The sequence below is a fragment of the Pandoraea sputorum genome (assembly GCF_000814845.2).
In the GTDB taxonomy this organism is placed as follows: domain Bacteria; phylum Pseudomonadota; class Gammaproteobacteria; order Burkholderiales; family Burkholderiaceae; genus Pandoraea; species Pandoraea sputorum.
Genome location: NZ_CP010431.2, coordinates 2,462,976 through 2,483,621, shown reverse-complemented (window position 1 = coordinate 2,483,621; position 20,646 = coordinate 2,462,976). Strand labels below are relative to the sequence as shown.

The following is a 20,646-nucleotide window of genomic DNA, read 5'->3' as shown; positions in this document are numbered from 1 at the left end:
TTTTCGACGTCCATAACGATTTCCGATCAGTCTTCACTGATATTTAATCAAGCTGACTGCCATCGCCTTCCCACCGACCGAACCCAGATGCGACGCAAGATCCCGAGCCATTCCGCCCTCCTCGCCTTCGAGGCCGCCGCCCGGCATGGGAGCTTCGCGCGCGCGGCCGACGAGTTGGCCCGCACCGAAGGTGCCGTCAGCCGTCAGATCGGACGGTTGGAGGAATTTCTGGGGGTGACGTTGTTCGAGCGCATCGGCAACCGGGTACGGTTGCTGCCGAACGGCGCGCGATATGCCGCGCAGGTGCGCGAAACGCTGGACCGGCTTGAGCGGGACAGCCTGTATCTGATGGGGCAACCGAGCGAGGGGGCGAGTCTCGATATTGCAGCGACACCGACCTTTGCAACGCGCTGGCTCATCCCCCGATTGGCGCGTTTTCAGGACAAGCATCCGAATATCACCGTCCACCTTTCGGAATGCATGGCGCCGTTCCTGCTGGCCGGTAGCGGGTTCGACGCGGCGATCCATTTCGAGCATCCGGCATGGGCCGGGATGCACGTGCATCGTCTGCTAGAGGAAGTGCTGATCCCTGTGTGCAGTCCGTCGCTGTTGGCCCGCGCGGGGGAAGGCGCGTCGCTGGACGATCTGCCGCGCCTGCATCGTCGCCAGAATCCGGACGCCTGGCAACACTATGCGCAGGGCACAGGCATCACGCTGACGAACTCTGCCGTAGGTGCACGTTACGACTTTCACTCGATGCTGATCGAAGCCGCATTGGCCGGTCTGGGCGTGGCGCTGGTACCGCGCCTTTACGTTGGGGCCGAGCTTGAACAAGGCCGCCTGGTCGCACCGTGGCCGCAGGACAGCGCCGTGGCAAAGAACTTCTGTCTCGTGCTACCCGAACCGCTCGAATTGCGTCAGGGACCGATTCGCACGTTCTCGGACTGGCTGCTCGATGAGGCAGGCGCGATTCCGGCTTGAAGGCTTGAAGTCCAGAGGTCAGTTGGGCGACGAATGCGCCCTCACGCGACTCATCGCCACGCCGCGCTCAACATTACGCCACCGGAGACGACCAGCATCGTATCGAGCAAGCGCTGGAAGACGGTCGGCGTAATGCCGAGGACGAAGCGCTTGCCCAGCATCGTGCCCAGCATCAGCGTCATGCCGACGATGAGGCCATTGGCCCAGGCTTCGGGCGGCAGCGCACCCAGGCCTGAGAACATCAACACCTTGGCCACGTAGATGAAAACCGAGCTGGCCGACTCCGCCCCTAGGAACGCACCGCCCGACAGGCCGTACGCGGCGAATGCGGGAACGCTGAGCGGCCCCGTCGAAAGCACGATGCCGGTGAGGAAGCCGATCACTGCGCCTACCGCGACCAGTTGCCAGAGCGTCAGACGCCACTGACGGCGTCGAAGGAAGTGCCGGGTCGGCACCATGGCGATGAAGAACAATCCCAGCGCGATATCGACGGCGGTCGACGGGAGGCTCCAGAGTGTCTTCGCACCGAGGGCGGCCGCCGGTGCGCCCGGCACCGAGTAGGCCAGCACGGCGCGCCAGTCGATCTCGCGCCACCAGGCCACTACCTTCGAAAGATTGCCGACGATTGCCGCGACAGCCATGATCGGCACCGCCTGTTTCGGGCCGTACGTGTACACCAGCACGGGCAGCAACATCATCGACGATCCCGTGCCGACCACCCCGCTGACCGCCCCCGCCGCCGTCCCGACGATGGCGATCATGACCATGCCCCAAGCGTGTCCCGCCAAGAATCCTGCCAACATCCGTGCCTCGCGATTTGCCGATTTCCTCACGCGATTAAGCCATCTCATGCAGCGTGACCCTTAGCCGCGACGATAAAGCATGATTCACACTCACACCATCGACAAATTCGCCGCCCTTCTGTGATAAAAAGTCACAGTTCATTGACGACCTCGCCCTTCAGAGCCCCCAACATGTCGCGCCAACTACCGCCGTTGCATGCCCTGCGTGTTTTTGAAACCGCCGCACGCGCCGAGAGCCTCAGCGCCGCCGCACAGGAATTGTCGATCACGCATGGTGCCGTGAGCCGACAGATCGCCTTGCTCGAAGAGTGGCTGGGGCAAACGTTGTTCGTCCGTCAGGGGCAGCGTAATGTCGCGACGGACCACGCACGGGCGTTCGCGGCCGAGATCAGTGCTGCGTTCGACCTCATTGGCGACGCGGCGCTGCGCTTCGGCAAAGCACCGCAAACGCGCGTGGTGCGCGTCAACGCTCAGACCACGCTTGCCATGCACTGGCTCATCGCACGGCTACCCGCGTTTCATGCAACTCACCCGGATGTGCAGGTGGTCGTCACCACGTCGAGCGGGGCCGATCCGGCGTTTCGCGGTGGGTTCGACGTCGCCATCCGACGCGATCCGCCCCCACGTCCCGAATGGCAGCCTTATGAGAGGACGCTGTTGTTCACCGAACGCGCCAGCGTCGTGGCCGCCCCCTCGCTGCTCGAAGCGCTGCCATTGCGTCGGTTGAAGGATCTGGCGAAGCACACGTTCGTCGCCACGCAAACGCGCGTGGGTGCCTGGGAAGACTGGTTGAGTGTGGCCGGTGTGCCCGCGCTTCGGCCAGTGCGATTCCATCGCTTCGACCACTATCACGTGAGCTTGCAGGCGGTGGTGGATGGACTGGGGCTGGGGATTGGCTGCACGCCGACGCTCGATCGAGAACTGGCGGCCGGTCGCCTCGTCATGCCGTTTCCGAACATTCAGGCGGACGGTGCGACCTACGTCACGCTCGTGCCGCGCGACGCCGACAAATCGAGACCGTTGCGGGATTTCCTGGCGTGGGTGCATGAAGCCGCAGATGAAGCCGCGCATGAAGCTGCACACACGCCTACCGCAGCGCTTACGCCCCCGGTCCGACGCTCCACTTCCCGGGCGACACGCCGAACGCGCGACGGAAGTACCGGGTGAAGTGCGACAGATCGTTGAAGCCCTGTGCGAGTGCGACGTCCGTCGCCGACACCCCGTCGCGCAAGGCAGGCAGCGCGCGCACGAGGCGCAACTGATTGCGCCACGCATGGGGGGCCAATCCGGTCTCGCGGGAGAACAGGCGCGCTGCATGGAATGGAGAAAGATCGACGGCTTCAGCGAGTGCCGTCAGCGAGAGCGATTCGGTGAGATCGGCCGACAGACGCGCCTTCATCGTCTCGACGCGCACGGCGTCGCGGTGCATCTCCAACGTCGGCACGCGCGCCTGCGCATGGCGGACCAGCATCATCGACACGGCTTCGATCAGCACGCTTTCCGCCAACAGTGGATCTGCCCCCATCTGAAGCAGCCGGTGCGCTTCGAGCAGCCGGTCCATGGCCTGCACGTCGTAAATGACGTGTTCGCCGAACCAGGGCATCGCCTCGTCCACCGACGACGGCCCGCCCGGCATGTCCAGCGGACTTTCCAACTGACGTTGCACGCCCTGCACGAAGCCGACCGGCAGGTAAAACACTCGGTAACGCCAGCCAAAGTCGGTTTCCCGCGCGCCCGTGTGGACTTCGCCGGGATGAATGATGGCGATCGACCCGGCGTCCGCCACGTGCTCGCCGCCGCGATAGGCGTAGCGCTCCGCTCCGGCCACGATGCACGCGAACGTGTACGCGTCGTGCCAGTGCGGCGCGAACGTATGGTCGTTGTATTCGGCCGTAAGCATGTCGCCCCCGGGCACGAGCGTCGAGCGCCAGTACAAAGGGGCATTGCGGAACGGCTGAAACGGTTGAACGGGCTGAAACAAGGCATCCATGGCCGTTACTTTACACTGCGCCGCACACGGCCGTCAGGCATGCACGAGGACGACCGGGAGCGGCCACAACCCTCGCGGCTAAACATCCGCCCACATGCGCAACAGGTTGTGATAACTGCCGGTCAGCTGCACCAGCGATTCGCCGTAGACCCGATCGGCCCCCTGTTGCGTCATGCGCTGAATCGCTACGTCCATGTCGAACAAGACACTCCGCTGGGCGTCGTCACGCACCAGACTCTCGATCCAGAAGAACGAGGCCAGCCGCACGCCCCGCGTGACCGGGTTGACCTTGTGCACGCTCGTACCGGGGTAAAGCACCATGTGACCGGCAGGCAGTTTGACGGCCCGCTCGCCGAAGCTGTCGCGCACCACCAGTTCGCCACCGTCGTAACTATCCGGCTCCGCGAGGAACAACGTGGCGGACAAGTCCGTGCGTACCCGCTCGCGCACGCCCTTGATGCCACGCACGGCATTGTCGACGTGATAGCCGAACGCCTCGCCGCCTTCGTACCGGTTGAACAGCGGCGGATAGATCCGGCGCGGCAGCGCGGCCGACATGAACACGGCGTCCTGCGACAGACGCCGCAGAATCTCGTCGCCCAGACGACGCCCCCACGGGTCGTCTTCCGGAAGCTGCCGGTTTTCCTTCGCCTGTGCCGACTGCATGCCCGCCGTCGCTTTACCGTCGACCCACGTTTGCGCCTGCAATTGCTCGCACAGAGCGCGCGCTTCGTCGCGACTGAAGACGCCGGGAATCTCGATCATCATGGTGCTTTCTCCTGCGCTCGGAACGTTTAGAACGCGATATCCGCGCTGAGCGTCACCGTGCGTCCTGCGCCCGGCACACCGTACAACTGGAACCCGTCGAGCGACGCGCCGATTTGTGCGTAATAGAACTTGTTGAACACGTTGTTGAGGTTCAGGTTGACGTGCACATGGCGGTTCACGCGGTAGCGCGCCGCGAGGTTATGCACCCAGTAGCTCGGCGCTTTCTCGTTGTCCGCCGTATAGATCGGGTTCACCCCCGACGGCCCCGACGCATTGCTGCTGTTGTTGTTCTGGCCGCCGACGTAGAGGTTGTCCGTATAGCGGCGATGCCCCACATACTGCACGCCGTAGCTGAGCGCGAGGTCCGGCGTGACTTTGTAGGTCGTCCAGATCGATCCGCTCCAGTCAGGCACGTTGGCCGCCTCCGCCCCCTCGTTCGCGCCCTTGGTGATACGGCTCTTCATGCGCGAGATGCCCGCAAAGATCGACCACTTGTCGGTGATGTTGCCCTGCAAGCCGAGTTCGACACCGTCGACGCGCTTGGCGGGAAGCGCACGCACGGGCGACGTGTCGTCGCTCGTGTACTGCCACGAGTTGCTCAGTTCGGTACGGAAGACGGCCGCCGTCAGGCCGAGTGCGCCGCCCGCGAGATCCCACTTCGTGCCCAGCTCGTACGTCTGCGACGTCGCCGGATCGTACTTGGCCGTCGTCGCCGTGCCGTAGATCAGATTGTTCGTGCTCGCGCCGATGGCGGTCGGCTGCGTTGCGCGGCTGTACGACACGTAGATGCTGCCCGGCTCGACCGGCTTGTAGACGAGACCCGCACGGCCGCTCCACGCACCGTTGATGCTCGACGTGAGCGTGGCACCCGTTGGCGAGTTCGTTTCCGCACGCCACCGGTCGTAACGCAGCGACGCGAGCACCTGCCAGTGCGGTGACAGCGTGATCGTGTCGCTGGCGAAGACGGCGGCGTCGTTGACGGTCGAACTCGACTTATTGTTGCCCTCCATCGACCACGTGCCCGCGAATGAATTCGATGGATTCGCCATGTTGAAGAACATGTCGCCCGCCGGGACGTAGGCCGCGCGCGGGTTGCCGCCGTAAGTCTCGCGATACAGCTCGAACCCGGTGACCACGTCATGCTTGAACGGCCCGGTGTTCGCCGTGAACTTGAGATCGGTCTGGTTATCGAGAATCTGATAACGCGTGGAGTTACCGAAGTTGCTGCCGCGCAGAATGCCGTACTGCGCGCCAGTCAACGTGTAATCGGTGTACGAATTCACGCCACCGATGCTGGACAACGGTCCCACCCCCGCGTATCCCAGCGTGGCGCAACGCGTGCCGCTGCAAACCTTGTTGCCGTTGGCGGTCGCCGCGAAAAAGCGCGCGGGCGACAGCACGGAGAAGTTGTCGGTGCGCTGCCAGCGCAGTTGGCTGCGAATCCGTGTGGTGTCGTTGAAGTCGTGCTCGACGCGCCCCGAGAGCGACGTACTCTCGGTCTGCTGCGTGTAGATGTCCGCCGCGCCATACCAGTTGCTCTGTTGCACACCCGGCATCGGTTGCCCGCCGGTGCCGCGCTGGATCGGCAGCCCCGTGTCGGGGACGTTGTTGTCCTTCTGATGGAAGACGTCGAAGATCACCCGCGTGCTAGTGCCCAGCCCAAGACCCAGCGACGCCGCAATGCCATAGCGGTCGTTCTTCACTTCATCCCGCCCGGCCACGCCGTTGTGGTGCGACATGAGGTTCAGACGCAGCGCCGTGGAATCGCCGAGTTGCTGATTCAGGTCGGCTGTCATGCGGCGGTAGTTGTCGCTCCCCAGTCCGAACGAGGACCGATAGAAGCTGCCGAGTTCGGCTTCCTTCGACACGAGATTGACGGAGCCACCCAGCGCCGCGACACCCGACTCGATGGTGCCGGTGCCTTTGTAGACCTCCACACGATCCAGATCGAACGTGTCGTTTCGACTCGACAGACCGGCATCGCGCACACCGTCGATGGTGATGCTCTGCTCGGACGAGAAGCCGCGAATCGAGAACAGGTCGCCCCAGCCCAGATTGCCCTCGCCCGACATGAACGTGATGCCGGGGACGTTCTTCAGAATGTCCTGCAACGACTGCGCATTCTGCTCATCGAGTACCTGCTTGGGCACGACCGTAATGCTCTGCGGAATGTCGCGCAGTGGCGCCGTGTATTTCGACGACGAGACGGTCTCGGCTTTGTAGGGCGCGTCGACCGTGGCGGTGACGGAAGTTGCGGGCAGCGCCACCGCATCCGCAGTGGTCTTCGCGGGGGTCGCAGTGCCGTTGGGCTGCGCGGCGACCGACGCATCCGTTGCAGGTGGCGTCTGTGCGGCGGCATGCAGTGACGCGGCCGCCAATGCGGCGGCCAGCGTCATGCGCGTGTTCAGCCGCAGCCGAGATTGGCGCGCCGTTGGCGTCGCCGCCCCCAGCGGCGAGGCGAATGGCGAAAACGCGGTGTCGGCGATGCCGGGTTTCATCGAATTCAAGTGCTTCATCTGGTGTTGTGCGTTATGAGATGAATAGACAAAATGCGTCCCCGCGCGCCGGGGTGCGCGACACCGCCGATGCGTTCGGACTGACTCGGACAACAAGGAAAGAACGACGCGACCGGCGTGGCGATGTGGCTGGGCGCGCCGGTGCTGACGCTGCTGCGCAGAGGACTTGAGCTGCGAAGCCCGGCGGGTCGCGTCGGGGTGGCGAACGGCGTCTAGACAGATGTCACGACGTCGTCCACGATCAGTTGCGGCAAGCCGCGCGAGCAGCGCTCGACCCGGGCCTGCACGTCGAATACGCGGGCGATGGCGTCGGCTGTCACCACGTCCCCGACATCGCCCGCTGCGACCACGCGTCCCTCGCGCAGCATCACGGCCGCGTTGGCGTGGCGCATAGCAATCGACAAATCGTGCATGACCACGACGGTGATCATCTGACGGGCCACGGTCTCGCGCGCAATCAGCCGCATCACCTGAAACTGGTGGTGCAGATCGAGCGCCGACAGCGGCTCGTCCAGCAGCAGGATGCGCGGCGCACGTATCAGTGCCTGCGCCAACCCGACGAGTTGTCGCTGACCGCCGGAGAGCTCGTCGAGAAAGCGCATGGCCAGCGCTTCGATCCCCAACTGCGTGAGCAACGCCATGACGACGGCGGGCGTAGGGGCTGTCGCGCTCACCGAATCGCGCGCAGCACGGCGCGCACCGTGCCCGGCGGCCAGCACCGATTCGAGCACGCGCAGATGCACGCCTGCGGGCAGTGCTTGCGGCAGATAGACGACATTGCGCGCGGGCGCACGGCCCGTGCAGCGGTGCAGAATCTCACTACCGAACGTCACTTCGCCGCGCCCGGCCACGAGTCCGGCAAGCGTGCGCAGCAAGGTCGATTTCCCCGAGCCGTTCGGTCCGAGCAACGCGGTGACGCTGCCAGCAAGCAGCGGCGGCAGCGACACGTTATGCAGGATGTGACGGCGGCCGAGCGTGACATCGATGCCCGTCGCCGACAGGGCAAGTGTTTGAGACGAGACGGTCACAGCGACCTCCCGCTCGAACGCACCACGATCACAAGGAAGAACGGAATGCCGACGAGCGCCGTTACGATGCCCACAGGAATGATCACACCGGGCAGCAGTGTCTTCGACGCAATCGACGCAAGCGACATGACCAGCGCACCGACGATCACGCAGCCGGGCAGATAGAAGCGATGGTCTTCGCCGAAGATGCCACGCGCGATATGCGGCGCGACCAGTCCGACAAAGCCGATGGTGCCGACGAAGGACACCGTCAGCGCCGAGAGCAACGACACGCGCATGAGTGTGACAAGCCGCAGCCGCGCCACACGAATACCGAAGCTCGCTGCGCGGTCTTCACCGAGCCGCAGCGCCGTCATCGCCCACGACTGACGCCATGCCAGCACCGCCATGATCACGAGCACTGCGCCCAACACGCGCACCTGTGTCCAGTCGCTGCGTGTGAGGCTGCCCAGCGTCCAGAACACGAGTCCCTGCAACGCGTCCTCGGTGGCGACGAACTGCATCAGCGAGACGAGCGCATGGAAGACGAAAACGAGGGCGATGCCCATGAGCACCACACCCGAGGTCGGCAGACCGCGCCAGCGCGCCACACCGTCGAGTACCAGCGCAGAGATCAACGCGAAGATGAAAGCGTTCACGGGCACGACCCACACGTCCGGCACGCCGGGCACGTGCAGGTTGAGCACGATGGCCAGCGCCGCGCCGAAGGCCGCCGCCGCCGACACACCCAGCGTGTACGGACTGGCGAGCGGGTTGTCGAGAATCGTCTGCATCTCGCCACCGGCCAACCCCAGCGCACCACCGACGAGCACCGCCATGAGGGCGTACGGCAGACGAATCTGCCAGACGATGACCTGTGCATCGGGGCTGGCGGTCGCAGGCGACACGATCGTTCGCCACAAATCGCGCCAGCCAAGCGCCGACGGCCCGTGTGTGAAGTCCAGCGCCAACGCAAGCACGATCAGCGCCGCCAATGCAACGAGCCAGAGGGCACGGCGCAGGTTCAACCGGCGATAACCACTCGCCACGCCCGCATGCAAAACGTCTTCTGCCGCCAGCTTCGCCGAGGGGGCACCCGGCAGCGCGCGCCCCGATGCTCGGGACAGATCCGCCACTTCTCCGGCAAGACTCACGGCTTATCTCCGTCGGTCCAGTAAGTGCCGTTAAAGGGCACCGCGAGGAAGCGCTTGTGAATCTCGGCAAACGTCGCGTTCGCGTCGATCTGTTTGAAGCGGCCCGGATAGAACCAGCCGAGCATCGCTTCGACCGCGACAATGTTGTAAGGCGAGTCGTAGAAGTTGTGCCAGAGCCCGTGCGTGCGGCCCTCGCGCACCGCCTTGATCGAGGCAATGCCCGGCGACTTCACGAAGGCGTTCAGCGAATCGCGCGCATCGCGCGCCGACGTCTGCGCCCCCACGTGAATTCGCAACTGATTGGCGTTGCCGCGCGTGCCGGTCGCGATGTAGACGTCCGGCCGGGATGCAATCACATGCTCGACGTTCAGGTCGCCGATGACGCCCGGCAGCAAATCGCGCGCGATATTCACACCGCCTGCCGCATCGACGAACTCGCCGATGTTGCCGTTGCCGACCGTGTGGCAGCAACCGGGCCAGACGCCTGCGAGCATCTGTACGAAGACCTTCGGACGTTCGTTCGCCGGAATCGTCGCGACGGCGTCGCGCACCGCCTTCAGGTGCGACTCGTAGAGCGAGATATACGCGTCGGCCTGCGCTTCGCGGTGCATGGCTTTGCCCATCAGGCGCAGACTCGGCACCGTGTCTTCGAGCGGCTTCTGACGAAAGTCCACGAAGATCACCGGCACACCGGCGGCGGCGAACTCCTTGACCAGTGCGTTGTGCCGCCCGGGGCCGTGACCGCCAATGCTGAAGATGGCGAGGTCTGGCTTGAGCGCCAGCGCCTTCTCAGCGCTGACCGTCGCTTCCGATGACTGGCCGATCTTCGGAATGGTGTCGATCTTCGGGAAAATCTTTTCGTACTGCTGCCACGTCTGCGGGTCGAGCGATTGCAACTCGCCCTGCCAGCCCACGATGCGCGCAAGCGGCTGCTTGCCCTCAAGCAACGCCACGGCATAAAGCAGCCGTCCCTCGCCGAGCAGAATCCGGTCGACGTGGTCGGGCAGCGTGACTTGCCGTCCGGCCATATCGGTCACGGTTTCGCCCGCGTGGGCCGGGGTGACAACCGCCGTTGCGGTCATGGCCGCCAGGGTTGTCGACAGTACAACACTCGCCGCGCACACAGTGCGTCTGACGGTCTGAGAGAAAAACATCCGCATCACAGTGACATCCAACATAGAATCAAGAACCATTCTCATTTCCATTAGAATGTAGCGTTGCGTTGTGTTGGCTTCGTGTTGACGGAATTTCGGTATGTATTGGTTTGTATTGGCGTGTATCGGTATATGGGCAACGCTCGCAAAGCGGGTGCCCGCCGGTAGACTCCCGTTCTTTGGAATGTCCTTGTGATGTCGGCCGCCCCCTCTTCTTCTGCTGTTTCCGCTATGGCTCCTGCGCGTTCGGTTGCGCGCTTGCTGGTCGTCGACGACGATCCTCAGATTCGCGACCTGCTCTCGGACTATCTGCGCGAGTCGGGTTTCGATGTCGCGACCGCCGCCGACGGCGTGCAGATGTGGGCGCAGCTTGCCGCGATACCTGCCGATGTGGTGGTGCTCGATCTGATGCTGCCGGGTGAGGATGGCTTGTCGCTTTGCCGACAGTTGCATGCACGCGGTGACGTCTCGGTCGTGATGCTCACGTCGCGCAGCACGTTGTTCGACCGCATCGTCGGCCTCGAAGTCGGTGCGGACGATTACCTGCCCAAGCCCTTCGATCCGCGCGAATTGCTCGCGCGCATCAAAGCGGTGTTGCGACGCGGGCCACGTCTGCCGCCAGGGAGCACACAGGCGGTGACGTCCGACCGCGTGATGGCCGCGCGCGGTGTGCCTGTGTCGTCGTTCCCCACACTGCACCATGCGCAGCTCCAGCCCTCACAGGCGGCGTATTTCGACTTCGACGGATGGCGGCTCGATACGCTCGCGCGCCAGCTCATTTCACCGGAAGGTCGCGTGATTACACTGGGCGGCTCCGATTACCGCACGTTGCAGGCACTGGTGATGCATCCGCACCGGCCGCTCTCGCGCGACTTTCTGCTCGACTGCGCATTCGGTCGTCATGGGGCCGCCAACGATCGCGCCATCGACGTTTGCGTAAGCCGTCTGCGCGCCCATCTAGATACGCGTGCACGGCCGTCGCCGCTGATTCGTACGGTTCGCAACGAAGGCTATATGCTCGCCGCCGATGTGGTGGCTTCGCATGTCTGATCTCTCCCGTGCGCAGACCGCACCTGCGTCGTACGCTTCGCGATGGGCACGCTATGGTCGCTATCCTGGCTGGCCACGCACGCTCTCTGGACGCCTCGCGTTGATTCTCGTCATCGGCATGCTCGCGACACAACTCGTCACAGGCACTGTGTGGTTCGACGCCCGCTATGGCCGCGTGGCCGAAGTGCCGGTGCGCTCGGGCGGCGCGCGCATTGCCGATGCCGTCAAATTGTTTGACGTCGTTCCACCCGCCGAGCGCGGCGCGCTCATGCAGCGGCTGCGCGCGACCGGCGTCGAAGTGCGCAATATCGACGCCCCCGCCGCGCAACAACGCATGTCGCACTTCTCCGACGATCTGTTCGACAGCGTGCTGACGTCGCAACTCGGTCCGATGCATGCGTTCGTCGCGCACCCGGTCGTGCTGTACGACGACACCGGCGAACCCCTGGCGCTCGCCACGTTGCTGCGCGCGCACGCCCCAACGGCGCACCTCGCCGCCGACGTGCGTCTGCAAGACGGACAATGGATGTCGCTCGCCGTGGTGGCGGGTCAGGCCGGGCTCGATCTGCGTCCCGGTGCGGCGTTCGCGGATTACTTCGTCCGCATCTATCTCGCGCGCATTTTTGCGGTGATTCTGATCGCGGTGATCGCGGTCCGGATCGCCTTACGTCCGCTGGCGCGCATGTCGGCGGCGGCCGACCGGCTCGGACGCGACATTCACAGCCCGCCCCTCGACGAGAACGGCCCGGTGGAAGTGCGCCGCGCTGCACAGACGTTCAACGCCATGCAGCATCGGCTGATCGAAGCCATGCAGGCGCGTACGGCGTTCCTCGCGTCCGTCTCGCACGATCTGCGCTCACCGCTCACACGGCTGCGACTTCGCGCGGAAACGCTCAGCGATCCGGCCCAGCGCGAGCGCTTTCGTCAGGATCTGATGGAAATGGAAGCGATGATCGCCGCGTCGCTCGATCACGTGCGCGGCGTGCCGAGTGGAGAAGCGTTGCGCGACGTCGATATCGAAGCCTTGCTGCGCGCCGTGGCGGAAGACGCGAGAGAGACGGGCGGCGACGTGCGCGTGCGCGACCAGAGCGCAAGCGGCACGGTACGCGGCTATCCGCGCACATTGCGACGCTGCGTACAGAACCTTGTCGACAACGCGTTGCGCTATGCCGGTGGATGTCGGCTGTCGGCACATCTGTCGGCGCAGGGCACGCATCTCGAAATCGTGGTGGAAGATCGCGGCCCTGGCATCCCGGATGCCGAACTCTCGGCGGCTGTCGAGCCCTTCGTGCGCGGCGGCGCCCATCGGCAGGGCGCTGAGCAAGGACATGACGGTGTGCCTGGCGGTCCTGACGGTGCCGGTCTCGGTCTGGCCATTGCCCGCACCATCGCACAGGCGCACGATGGTTCGCTGATCCTCTCGAACCGCCCCGGCGGCGGATTGCGCGCCGAACTGCACCTGCCGGTCGCCGGTCCGGACATCGCACTCGACACCCATACGAAATAATCATAAATATCAACGCAACATTCATTTCTCTTATGCTGCGTTGCGCCATACACTCCGGGTATTCCCTGATCAACAGGAACGTCCTGAGTATCCGAAGTTAAGGCGCAGCACGATGAACACCCCGCAAGCCACGCAAATCCCAACGCATCAGACCGGGCAACCGACCCCGCGCACGGCCGTCGCACCGGCCGGCCGCGAGACCGCGCAGATGGAGGGCATCCGAGCCACCCCGCTCGTCACGCTCGCCGTCGTCACTGCACTAACGGGGATTGGGGCTGGCATCGGCGGCACACTGCTCGCCGCCTTGCTCCACATCGTTCAGCACATGGCCTTTGGCTATGCCGAGGATCAGGTCTTCGGTGCGCAAAGCTTTTTGAGCGGCGTTGCAGCCGCCTCGCCCGAACGTCGCTTTGCCGTGCTAACGGTGTGCGGCGTCGTTGCCGGACTCGGCTGGTATGCCGTGCATCGCTACGGCGCAAAGCTCGTCTCCATCAAAGAAGCGGTCGGACGCTCCCGCGCAATGCCCGTCGGCAGCACGCTCGCCCATGCCTTGTTGCAGATCGTGACAGTCGCGCTCGGCTCACCGCTCGGGCGCGAAGTCGCGCCGCGTGAAATCGGTGCGCTGATCGGCGACCAACTGGCGCGTCGCGCCGGGCTGTCTGCCGAACAATGCCGTTTGCTCGTCGCATGCGGCGCAGGCGCGGGACTCGCTGCCGTCTACAACGTACCGCTCGGTGGCGCGATCTTCGTGCTGGAAGTACTGCTCGGTACGTTCGCGTGGCGTGCGGTGCTGCCCGCCTTTGCGACCTCGGCGATTGCGGCCGCTGTGGCATGGATCGGCATGGGGGCGGAACAGCAGTACACCGTCCCGGCGTTCGATGTCACCGCGCCGCTCGTCGGCTGGGCGCTCGTGTGCGGCCCGCTCGTCGGAGTGGCCGCGTGGGCATTCGCGCGTCTGACGGAAAAGGCCCGCGCCGCTGCGCCGCGCGACTGGCGCGCACCGGTCTTCGCACTGGCCAACTTCATGGTGCTGGGTCTGGTGATCGCCTGGTACCCGCAATTGCCGGGCAATGGCAAGGGCCCGGCATCGCTCGCATTCAACGGCGAACTGGTGACGACACTGGCGTTCGTGCTGCTTGTGCTGCGCGTGCTCTTTACCTGGAGCAGTCTGCGCGCCGGGGCGGCAGGCGGTCTGCTCACGCCGGGACTGGCGAACGGTGCGTTACTCGCGGTCGTGCTGGTGGGATTGTGGAATGGCGCGCTGCCGCAGGAGATGGAAGTGGCGCTCGGCGCGGCAGCCCTCATCGGGGCCACCGCCTTCCTCGCCGTGTCGATGCGCATGCCGATCACGGCCGTGGTGCTGGCGCTGGAATTCACGCACGTGAATCAGGATTTCCTCGCGCCGATGTTGCTGGCTGTGGCCGGTGCCGCCTGCACGGCACGCTGGCTCGATCAGCGCGTGGCCACGACGAAGAGTCGCGGGAACGGCAGCAGTACCGTGCCGTCAGCCAGCGCCGGATAAGCCTTTGCGATTTCTTCCGTGTATCGGGCGAGGAACGCCTCGCGCGACGCGTCGTCCAGCTTCGTGAGGAACGGACGCAACGCGCTGCCCTTGAACCATTCGACGACGGCCGGTGCACCGCCAGCGAGCGGATGATAGTACGTCGTGCGCCAGATATCGACGCGCGTACACAGGGCGCGCAGCATCGGATAGTAGAACGCCGCGCCATGTCGCGCGGTGCGTTCCGTGCCTTTGAGCGTATCGGCCCAGCGCGGGTCGGCGGCGACTTCGCGCATCAGCCGGTGAGCGGGTTCGTCGAGATTGTCGGGCGTCTGCACCGCGAGCGAGCCACCGGGCGCAAGACACGCAACGAGGCGCGGGTAAAGCGTCTCGTGATCCGGCAGCCATTGCAACACGGCGTTCGCGAGAATCACGTCGAACGGGCCGTCCTTCCACGCACCGATATCCGCGACGTCGAACTGAAACTGAGGCAGACGTTTGCGCGCCGCGTCGACCATATCCTGCGAACTATCCAGCCCGAGGACTTGTGCCTGCGCATAGCGCGCAGCAAGCACTTCGGTCGAGTTGCCGGGGCCGCACCCGATATCCACGACACGTGCCGCATCGCGGCCGGGAAGCTCGGGGATCGCAGCGACGAGATCGCGCACGGGACGCGTGCGCTCGTCTTCGAACTTGACGTACTGCGACGCCTGCCATGCCGGGTTGGTCGGGGCGTGCGAGGTATTCGAGGGCTGGTTTTGCGACATGAATCACTCCATCGGGGGGTATCGATCAACAGCCGTCACGATATCAGGTCGCCGCCTGCAACGCCTCCACGAAGACACGCAGATGCGACGGTTCCGCGTCGGTGATCGCCCAGTACGTCATGCCGTTGCGTCGCCAGCGAGCAATCGCATAGCCGTCGCTTCCGGTGATCATGGGCGCAGCGGACGCCTTGTCGCGTGCCGGAAACACGTAGACATCGATCGGATGCTTGTCGGTGTGATAGATGAGCACGGACACCGTGCGACCGCCGACGTAGTCCAGACGTCCGCCCGCGAGCGGGAATCCCTTGTCAGCCAGATCGACGACCGGCGGTGCGTAATCGAGGCGTCCGTTAAACCACGGCTTGACCGTATGCTGGTCCGTCGAGATCACGTCGAGCGGATGCTGCGACAACAGCGCGCGCACGTGACTCGACACAATCTCCTGCGGCTGCAAGCCAGTCTGAGCTGCCGGTTCGGGCGCCTGCGCGGGCGCAGGCGGACGCGCCACGAGCAGCGCCATCGCCACCGCCAGCCCGCCAAGCATCGCACCGCCCGCGCCACCGAACAGCCACGGCGCAAGACTCGGCCCCCACGCGGCTTCCCTGACGGGCTTCGCGGGTCCGGTTTGCGGCTTCGCTTCCTGCTTTACCTCCTGCTTCACATCCCGCGTTACATCTCGCATGGGTTCGCGCTGAACGTCGGACGAGGACGATGCACTCACCGTCTCCTGCGCGATGGCACGACGCTCGGCATTCGCCAACTCGTCACGGAGCCGTTCGCGCAACGCTTGCGGCGCCGTGTGATGCAACGAGCCGTCGCGCAGCATCTTGCCCAGCGTGGTTGTTTCGCTTGTCGTCGGCGGGTCTTTAGGATCGTCGTGCATGTCGTCACGCTCGTTTTCATGCCCATTGTCACGCTTACTCATCGCGTCCTCCCCGAGTCGTGCCATCGAGCGGCAAGCGCGTCAGGCGTGTCACTTGCGCAGATGAGGAAGACGAAGAAGACGCGGAAGACGATGACGCGTCCGCCCCACTCGCTTGCGCCGCGCGCAATGCCGCCGCAAGCATCTGTCTGCCGCGTGCGAGCCGCGACATGACCGTGCCCGCAGGTACGCCGACGATCGTCTCGATTTCCCGGTAACTCATATCCTCCATCTCACGCAGAACCAGCACTTCGCGGAATACGACAGGCAAGCTCGCGAGCGCTTCGCGCACCAGCGCACATTCATCGCGGCGCACGGCCAGCATTTCCGGATCGCCGGGTGACGCGTCGTCCCAGCCCGGCAGTCGATCCGCCTCGTGCAAACCGTGCATGGCTTCGTCGAACGGGGTGCCGTCGGCGGCATCGGACCGGCGTCGCCACTCGGTCATCCATGTATTGCGCACGATGGCCAGCAGCCAGGCTCTCGCGTTCTCGCCACGAAAGCCGTCGAAAAAGCGCAGCGCGCGCAGATAGGCCTCCTGCACGATGTCATCTGCATCGCTTGCGCTGCCCGAGAGCCAGCGCGCGAGGTTGTAGGCCGCATCGAGATGCGGCAAGGCCAGCGCTTCGAATCGTCCTGACGCATGAGCGCCGGGGGTATGCGCATCGGTCACCGGGATCTCCCGAGATCGGACAACACCGTGCCCGCGTGAGTCGGACTGACGCTGCGCGCGACACCGTGAACTACATCGCGAACGACATCGCGTTGATCGTCACAGGCGTGCGCAAACAACGTCAGTGGGCTCATTGAATCACATCTGCTCGCGCGAACGGTCATTTCACGACGATCACCCCCGTCATATGGGGATGAATCGCACAGTAGTACGGGTACGTTCCCGGCTTGTCGAAGGTGAACGCGAACGTGCCGTCGGTATCGAGTGCACCGGATGCAAACGTGCGAGGGTTCGACGAACTCGTGACGGTGTGCGGCTCGTCGTCGCGATTGGTCCACGTCACGCGCGTGCCAGCTTTGACGGTGAGCGTCGCGGGCGAAAAGGTGAAGTTATCGATGTGGACTGCGCCCGGATCTGTGGCCGCGGCGGCCTCGGCTCGCCCAGCGAGCACGAGCATACCGGTCGCTGCGATCGAGAGACCTGCCAGCAGCGTGCGACGTTGCGCGGCATGCGGACTCAGGCGAGAAGAAGGACAAGAAGGAGACGAAGAAGACGATTTCATGGCGGCACTCCAGGTCATGACGCCAGCGTGGTGTCGCCCAACAGCGGCGCACCGTCCAGCGAGGTGAAATCCACGCGGCGAATCCCCAACGTCTGCCGCAGTTGCGATGCGTCGACCTTCAACGGTCCTGGCCCCGGGCCGTCACCCGGCGCAGGCTGCGGAAACGCCGTCGACATCGCCGTCTGCAATCGCACGTTGCCTTCGACCTTTTGCAATACCTGATGGATGTGGCCATTGAGCACCGTCACCGATCCGAACGGACGCAGCAACGCAAGCGCACGGTCGCCGTCGTCTGTCCCCCATCCCCACGCGGGATAGACGGACCAGAGCGGCATGTGGGTGAACACGACGAGCGGCGTGCTGCGGGACCGTCCCTTGAGATCGGCGGCGAGCCAGTCGAGCTGCGTGTCGCCGAGGTAGCCCATGCCACCCGCCTTGAGATTGAGGACGTTCACAAGCGCAATGAAATGTACGCCCTGCTGGTCGAAGCTGTACCAGCCATTGCCCCCGCTGCGGGGGAAAAGCGGCTGAAGAAGGCGCGCCCGTCGTCGCCAATGACATCATGCTCGCCCGGGACGTAGTGGGTCTCGAGACCTGCGCCATTCACGATCTGCTGCGCGGTATCGAACTCTTCGGCCCGGGAAAGATGACTGACATCGCCGGTGTGCAGCATGAACGCGGGCCGCTGCGAGGCACTGCGAATGCGCTCGATGGCGGATTGCAGCGTGGCGGCCGGATCGGGGTTGGGGGCCTTGTTAAAGCCGATGTGGCTATCGCTGATCTGCACGAACGAAAGCGTGCCGGACAACGGATTCCCGGCAGCGGAGGCCGTCGTGCCGCCCAGCATCGTCGCCAGCGGGAGGCCACGTGGCACGCCGCCATCGAGCGTCCATAAGATCCCCGCCCCAGCCCACGCCAGACAGGCCATCGCACGACGACGCGACATCGCTGGCGCGTCGACTACGTCTTTCCCATCGTCCTTCGGATCCCGATCGCTCATGGCACACCTCCGCAGAATGGGGGCGCCCGGTTCGTCACCATGACGGGGTTTCGAGCGCGCCGTTATCTGTAATACCGGCGCACCCGACGATTTATTCCCGATCGCCTGAGCGACGTTGCAAATAGACGAACTTCGAAGCTGGGGTCAGAGCGGTGAGTAGTTCCAGCGGGGAAGCACGCCGGCACGGCCATAAGTCACCCAGGTCGGCGCGCCCGGAGAGACGTCCAGCACTGTCTTTTGGTACTCGTTACCGACGCCCTCGGCATCTGCCACGCGCTGGCGCAACAGCGGCCCCGGATCGACCGGATTTCCGTTTCGACGCAATTCGAAATGCAGATGAGGCCCTGTAGCAGTTCCCGTTCGTCCGATAGCACCGATCCGCTCGCCAGTCGCGACGGTGTCGCCTACGCGAAGGCCCTCAACGACAGCGGATAAATGCGCGTAGAGCGTCTCGCTCCCGTACCGGTGTGAGATCACGATGTACCGCCCATAGCCGTATTGCTGGAACCCGATGAACTTCACTTCGCCATCGGCGGCCGCGCGTACCGGCGTGCCGACGGGGGCAGCGAAGTCGACGCCGGTGTGACTGTGCGACACCCGACGGACCGGATGGCGTCGCATGCCGAATTCAGACGTGATGCGCCCCCCGGCGACCGGCATGACAAACGACTTGGTCTGTGCTGACGGGCGGATGTTTGTCGGCTGGGAAAACAAACCCGGACGTGCCAGCCCCGGCGGCATCCACGGGCCGACCGCCGATACGAGCATAGGAGCGTGCGGCGCGCTGGTGCCGCTCGTGCCGCTGCCGAATTGACCACGTGACGCCTTCGACACCATCGACACGGGCGCTTCGAGAACAAACAACGGCACCGTGGTTAGTCGCGGATGCGCCTGCAGCAGCCCGTCTGCAGCAGCCAGCGCCGACAGCGGCGCGATCAGCCAAAGTCCGAAGGCAACAGCGACGGCAGCCCCGGGCGGGCGGGCGCACTCGCCCTGCCCTCGCTGGCTCTGCGCGGCGTTGCCCAACGCGGCGCGCATGCACCAAACGAAAGGAGTAGAGAAAGACATCGCTCGAGAAACTCAGTCGGAGACGACGCAGTCTACGGGGCGATGTGACGCTATTAGATAGGAAAAGACTCAAAATAACCGCAAGTTGCGGCCAAAACCCCGGAAACTGGGATTTTCCTCAACGCGATGCACTGAGGTAGGCGAGCGCCGGAGGTGGCGTCGCCGGGCAGGTCAGCGTCGCGTGCCGGGACGCGTGCGCTTGATGGCGTACATCGCCTCGTCGGCGTGATCCATCAGTTGCGTCATATCTGTGCCGTCATCAGGCAGCATGGCAATGCCGACGCTCACTCCCAGTTCGAGCGGCTTGCCTTCGAATTCGAACGGCGCGCCTACTTCCTGAGCCAGTCGCTGGCTGTGCGCCTCGGCGTCTTCACGCGAGTGAATACCGCACAGGATCATGCCGAACTCGTCGCCACCCACGCGGGCGATCGTATCCGAACGTCGCGCCGTGGCGTTCATACGCTCGGCGGCGGCGCGAATGGCGGCGTCGCCCGCACGATGGCCGTAGCGGTCGTTGATGGGCTTGAGCCCGTCCATATCGATGTTCAGAATGCCCAGCCGCGACGACGAACGCAGCGCCAGATGCACGGCCTGTCGCAAGCGGTCGTAGAACAACGCGCGATTGGGCAGGCCGGTGAGCGCGTCGTGCGTGGCTTGCAAATAGAGCTGACTCGTCTCGAAGCGCGCTGCATGGAACATCGCCGCCGCAATCAGTTCGCTCATCAGTTCGAGCGTGCGGACGTCGGCATCGGGGAACGCCAACGGGTCGGGCGCGAAAACCTTGAGCACACCGACGGTCGTGTCCAGATGCTTGAGCGGTGTGACGATCATCGAGCGCAGACCGACCTTGCGGCAGGCCTCGCGGTCGACGCGCGGATCGGTCTCGGAATCGTCGCAGCGCAGGATCTCGCCCGTCTTCACGCACTGGCCCGAGAGCGAGCCATCGCGCGACAGCCGCATGCCCAACAGGTTGGTGGCGACACCGGACGCCGCCCGATACACCATGTCGTCGCCCTCGGCCAGCTCCACCACCGCCCCATTCGCTTGCGTCAGATGCTGCACCCGCTCCGTCACAAAGTCCATCACGCCGCCGAGATCCAGGCCGAGTTTGGCAATTTCGGTCTGCGCTTTGACGATCTCCAAAAGCGTATTGCTTTCGGGCATAACGGCGACGGCATTTTGGCTCACGACCTATCCTGTTCTTCAAAAAGCGTGAACCCGAA

The 20,646-nt window shown here is 64.7% G+C and carries 18 protein-coding genes and 1 pseudogene; 5 read left to right on the top strand and 14 right to left on the bottom strand.

Features of this window, described 5'->3' with window-relative positions:
- Positions 1-87: 87 nt before the first annotated feature.
- Positions 88-981: a LysR substrate-binding domain-containing protein gene (locus NA29_RS10945; RefSeq protein WP_039398118.1), complete on the top strand. Its 894-nt coding sequence runs from the start codon at positions 88-90 to the stop codon at positions 979-981.
- A gap of 50 nt (positions 982-1,031) precedes the next feature.
- Here the strand turns inward: NA29_RS10945 and NA29_RS10940 are convergent, their stop codons facing one another.
- Entirely contained in the window at positions 1,032-1,784 is a 753-nt protein-coding gene (locus tag NA29_RS10940; protein WP_224786767.1) for a sulfite exporter TauE/SafE family protein, read from the bottom strand.
- A gap of 171 nt (positions 1,785-1,955) precedes the next feature.
- Here NA29_RS10940 and NA29_RS10935 point away from each other — a divergent pair, with 171 nt between their 5' ends.
- Positions 1,956-2,951 carry a LysR substrate-binding domain-containing protein gene (locus NA29_RS10935; RefSeq protein WP_072633254.1) on the top strand — a complete coding sequence of 332 codons (996 nt, stop codon included), beginning with the start codon at positions 1,956-1,958 and terminating at the stop codon, positions 2,949-2,951.
- On the opposite strand, the gene NA29_RS10930 is transcribed toward NA29_RS10935, so the two are convergent.
- From NA29_RS10930 to NA29_RS10905, 6 genes are all read right to left on the bottom strand, one after another.
- Positions 2,884-3,774 carry a helix-turn-helix transcriptional regulator gene (locus NA29_RS10930; RefSeq protein WP_052252836.1) on the bottom strand — a complete coding sequence of 297 codons (891 nt, stop codon included), beginning with the start codon at positions 3,772-3,774 and terminating at the stop codon, positions 2,884-2,886. The two genes, NA29_RS10935 and NA29_RS10930, sit on opposite strands and share 68 nt — an antisense overlap.
- Positions 3,775-3,852: 78 nt before the next feature.
- Entirely contained in the window at positions 3,853-4,542 is a 690-nt protein-coding gene (locus tag NA29_RS10925; RefSeq protein WP_039398116.1) for a Fe2+-dependent dioxygenase, read from the bottom strand.
- 26 nt (positions 4,543-4,568) lie between these two features.
- Entirely contained in the window at positions 4,569-7,058 is a 2,490-nt protein-coding gene (locus NA29_RS10920) for a TonB-dependent receptor (protein WP_231965150.1), read from the bottom strand.
- 212 nt (positions 7,059-7,270) lie between these two features.
- On the bottom strand, positions 7,271-8,086 hold the full coding sequence (locus tag NA29_RS10915) for an ABC transporter ATP-binding protein (RefSeq protein WP_197701875.1): 816 nt from the start codon (positions 8,084-8,086) through the stop codon (positions 7,271-7,273).
- A complete protein-coding gene (locus NA29_RS10910; protein WP_371328973.1) occupies positions 8,083-9,144 on the bottom strand; it encodes a FecCD family ABC transporter permease in 1,062 nt (353 codons plus the stop codon). The genes NA29_RS10915 and NA29_RS10910 overlap by 4 nt, the downstream gene beginning before the upstream one ends.
- A 71-nt stretch (positions 9,145-9,215) precedes the next feature.
- Positions 9,216-10,301, bottom strand: a complete 1,086-nt coding sequence (locus NA29_RS10905) for an ABC transporter substrate-binding protein (protein WP_224786765.1) — start codon at positions 10,299-10,301, stop codon at positions 9,216-9,218.
- A 303-nt stretch (positions 10,302-10,604) separates the two neighbouring features.
- Here NA29_RS10905 and NA29_RS10900 point away from each other — a divergent pair, with 303 nt between their 5' ends.
- The 3 genes from NA29_RS10900 to NA29_RS10890 all read left to right on the top strand — a co-directional run bounded on the left by NA29_RS10900 (position 10,605) and on the right by NA29_RS10890 (position 14,452).
- The gene (locus tag NA29_RS10900; RefSeq protein WP_039398114.1) at positions 10,605-11,423 is read left to right on the top strand and encodes a response regulator; all 819 of its coding nucleotides are present in this window, start codon (positions 10,605-10,607) and stop codon (positions 11,421-11,423) included.
- Positions 11,416-12,930: an ATP-binding protein gene (locus tag NA29_RS10895; RefSeq protein ID WP_167370893.1), complete on the top strand. Its 1,515-nt coding sequence runs from the start codon at positions 11,416-11,418 to the stop codon at positions 12,928-12,930. The genes NA29_RS10900 and NA29_RS10895 overlap by 8 nt, the downstream gene beginning before the upstream one ends.
- A gap of 208 nt (positions 12,931-13,138) precedes the next feature.
- Positions 13,139-14,452: a chloride channel protein gene (locus NA29_RS10890; RefSeq protein WP_039403073.1), complete on the top strand. Its 1,314-nt coding sequence runs from the start codon at positions 13,139-13,141 to the stop codon at positions 14,450-14,452.
- Here NA29_RS10890 and tam read toward each other — a convergent pair.
- The 7 genes and pseudogenes from tam to NA29_RS10855 form a co-directional block, all read right to left on the bottom strand.
- Positions 14,383-15,198, bottom strand: coding sequence for a trans-aconitate 2-methyltransferase (tam, locus tag NA29_RS10885; RefSeq protein WP_039398111.1), 816 nt, complete (start codon positions 15,196-15,198; stop codon positions 14,383-14,385). The two genes, NA29_RS10890 and tam, sit on opposite strands and share 70 nt — an antisense overlap.
- 43 nt (positions 15,199-15,241) lie before the next feature.
- Complete coding sequence (locus NA29_RS26090; RefSeq protein ID WP_174555905.1) at positions 15,242-16,123, bottom strand: anti-sigma factor family protein; 882 nt, start codon at positions 16,121-16,123, stop codon at positions 15,242-15,244.
- A complete protein-coding gene (locus NA29_RS10875) occupies positions 16,116-16,793 on the bottom strand; it encodes an RNA polymerase sigma factor (RefSeq protein ID WP_052252834.1) in 678 nt (225 codons plus the stop codon). The genes NA29_RS26090 and NA29_RS10875 overlap by 8 nt, the downstream gene beginning before the upstream one ends.
- Positions 16,794-16,953: 160 nt before the next feature.
- Complete coding sequence (locus tag NA29_RS10870) at positions 16,954-17,355, bottom strand: cupredoxin domain-containing protein (protein ID WP_224786764.1); 402 nt, start codon at positions 17,353-17,355, stop codon at positions 16,954-16,956.
- A gap of 14 nt (positions 17,356-17,369) precedes the next feature.
- Positions 17,370-18,355 (bottom strand): annotated as a pseudogene (locus NA29_RS10865) (metallophosphoesterase family protein).
- A gap of 144 nt (positions 18,356-18,499) precedes the next feature.
- Positions 18,500-19,423, bottom strand: coding sequence for a M23 family metallopeptidase (locus tag NA29_RS10860; protein WP_084103642.1), 924 nt, complete (start codon positions 19,421-19,423; stop codon positions 18,500-18,502).
- Positions 19,424-19,594: 171 nt separating this feature from the next.
- Positions 19,595-20,587, bottom strand: coding sequence for a sensor domain-containing diguanylate cyclase (locus NA29_RS10855; RefSeq protein WP_039398106.1), 993 nt, complete (start codon positions 20,585-20,587; stop codon positions 19,595-19,597).
- Positions 20,588-20,646: the final 59 nt, after the last annotated feature.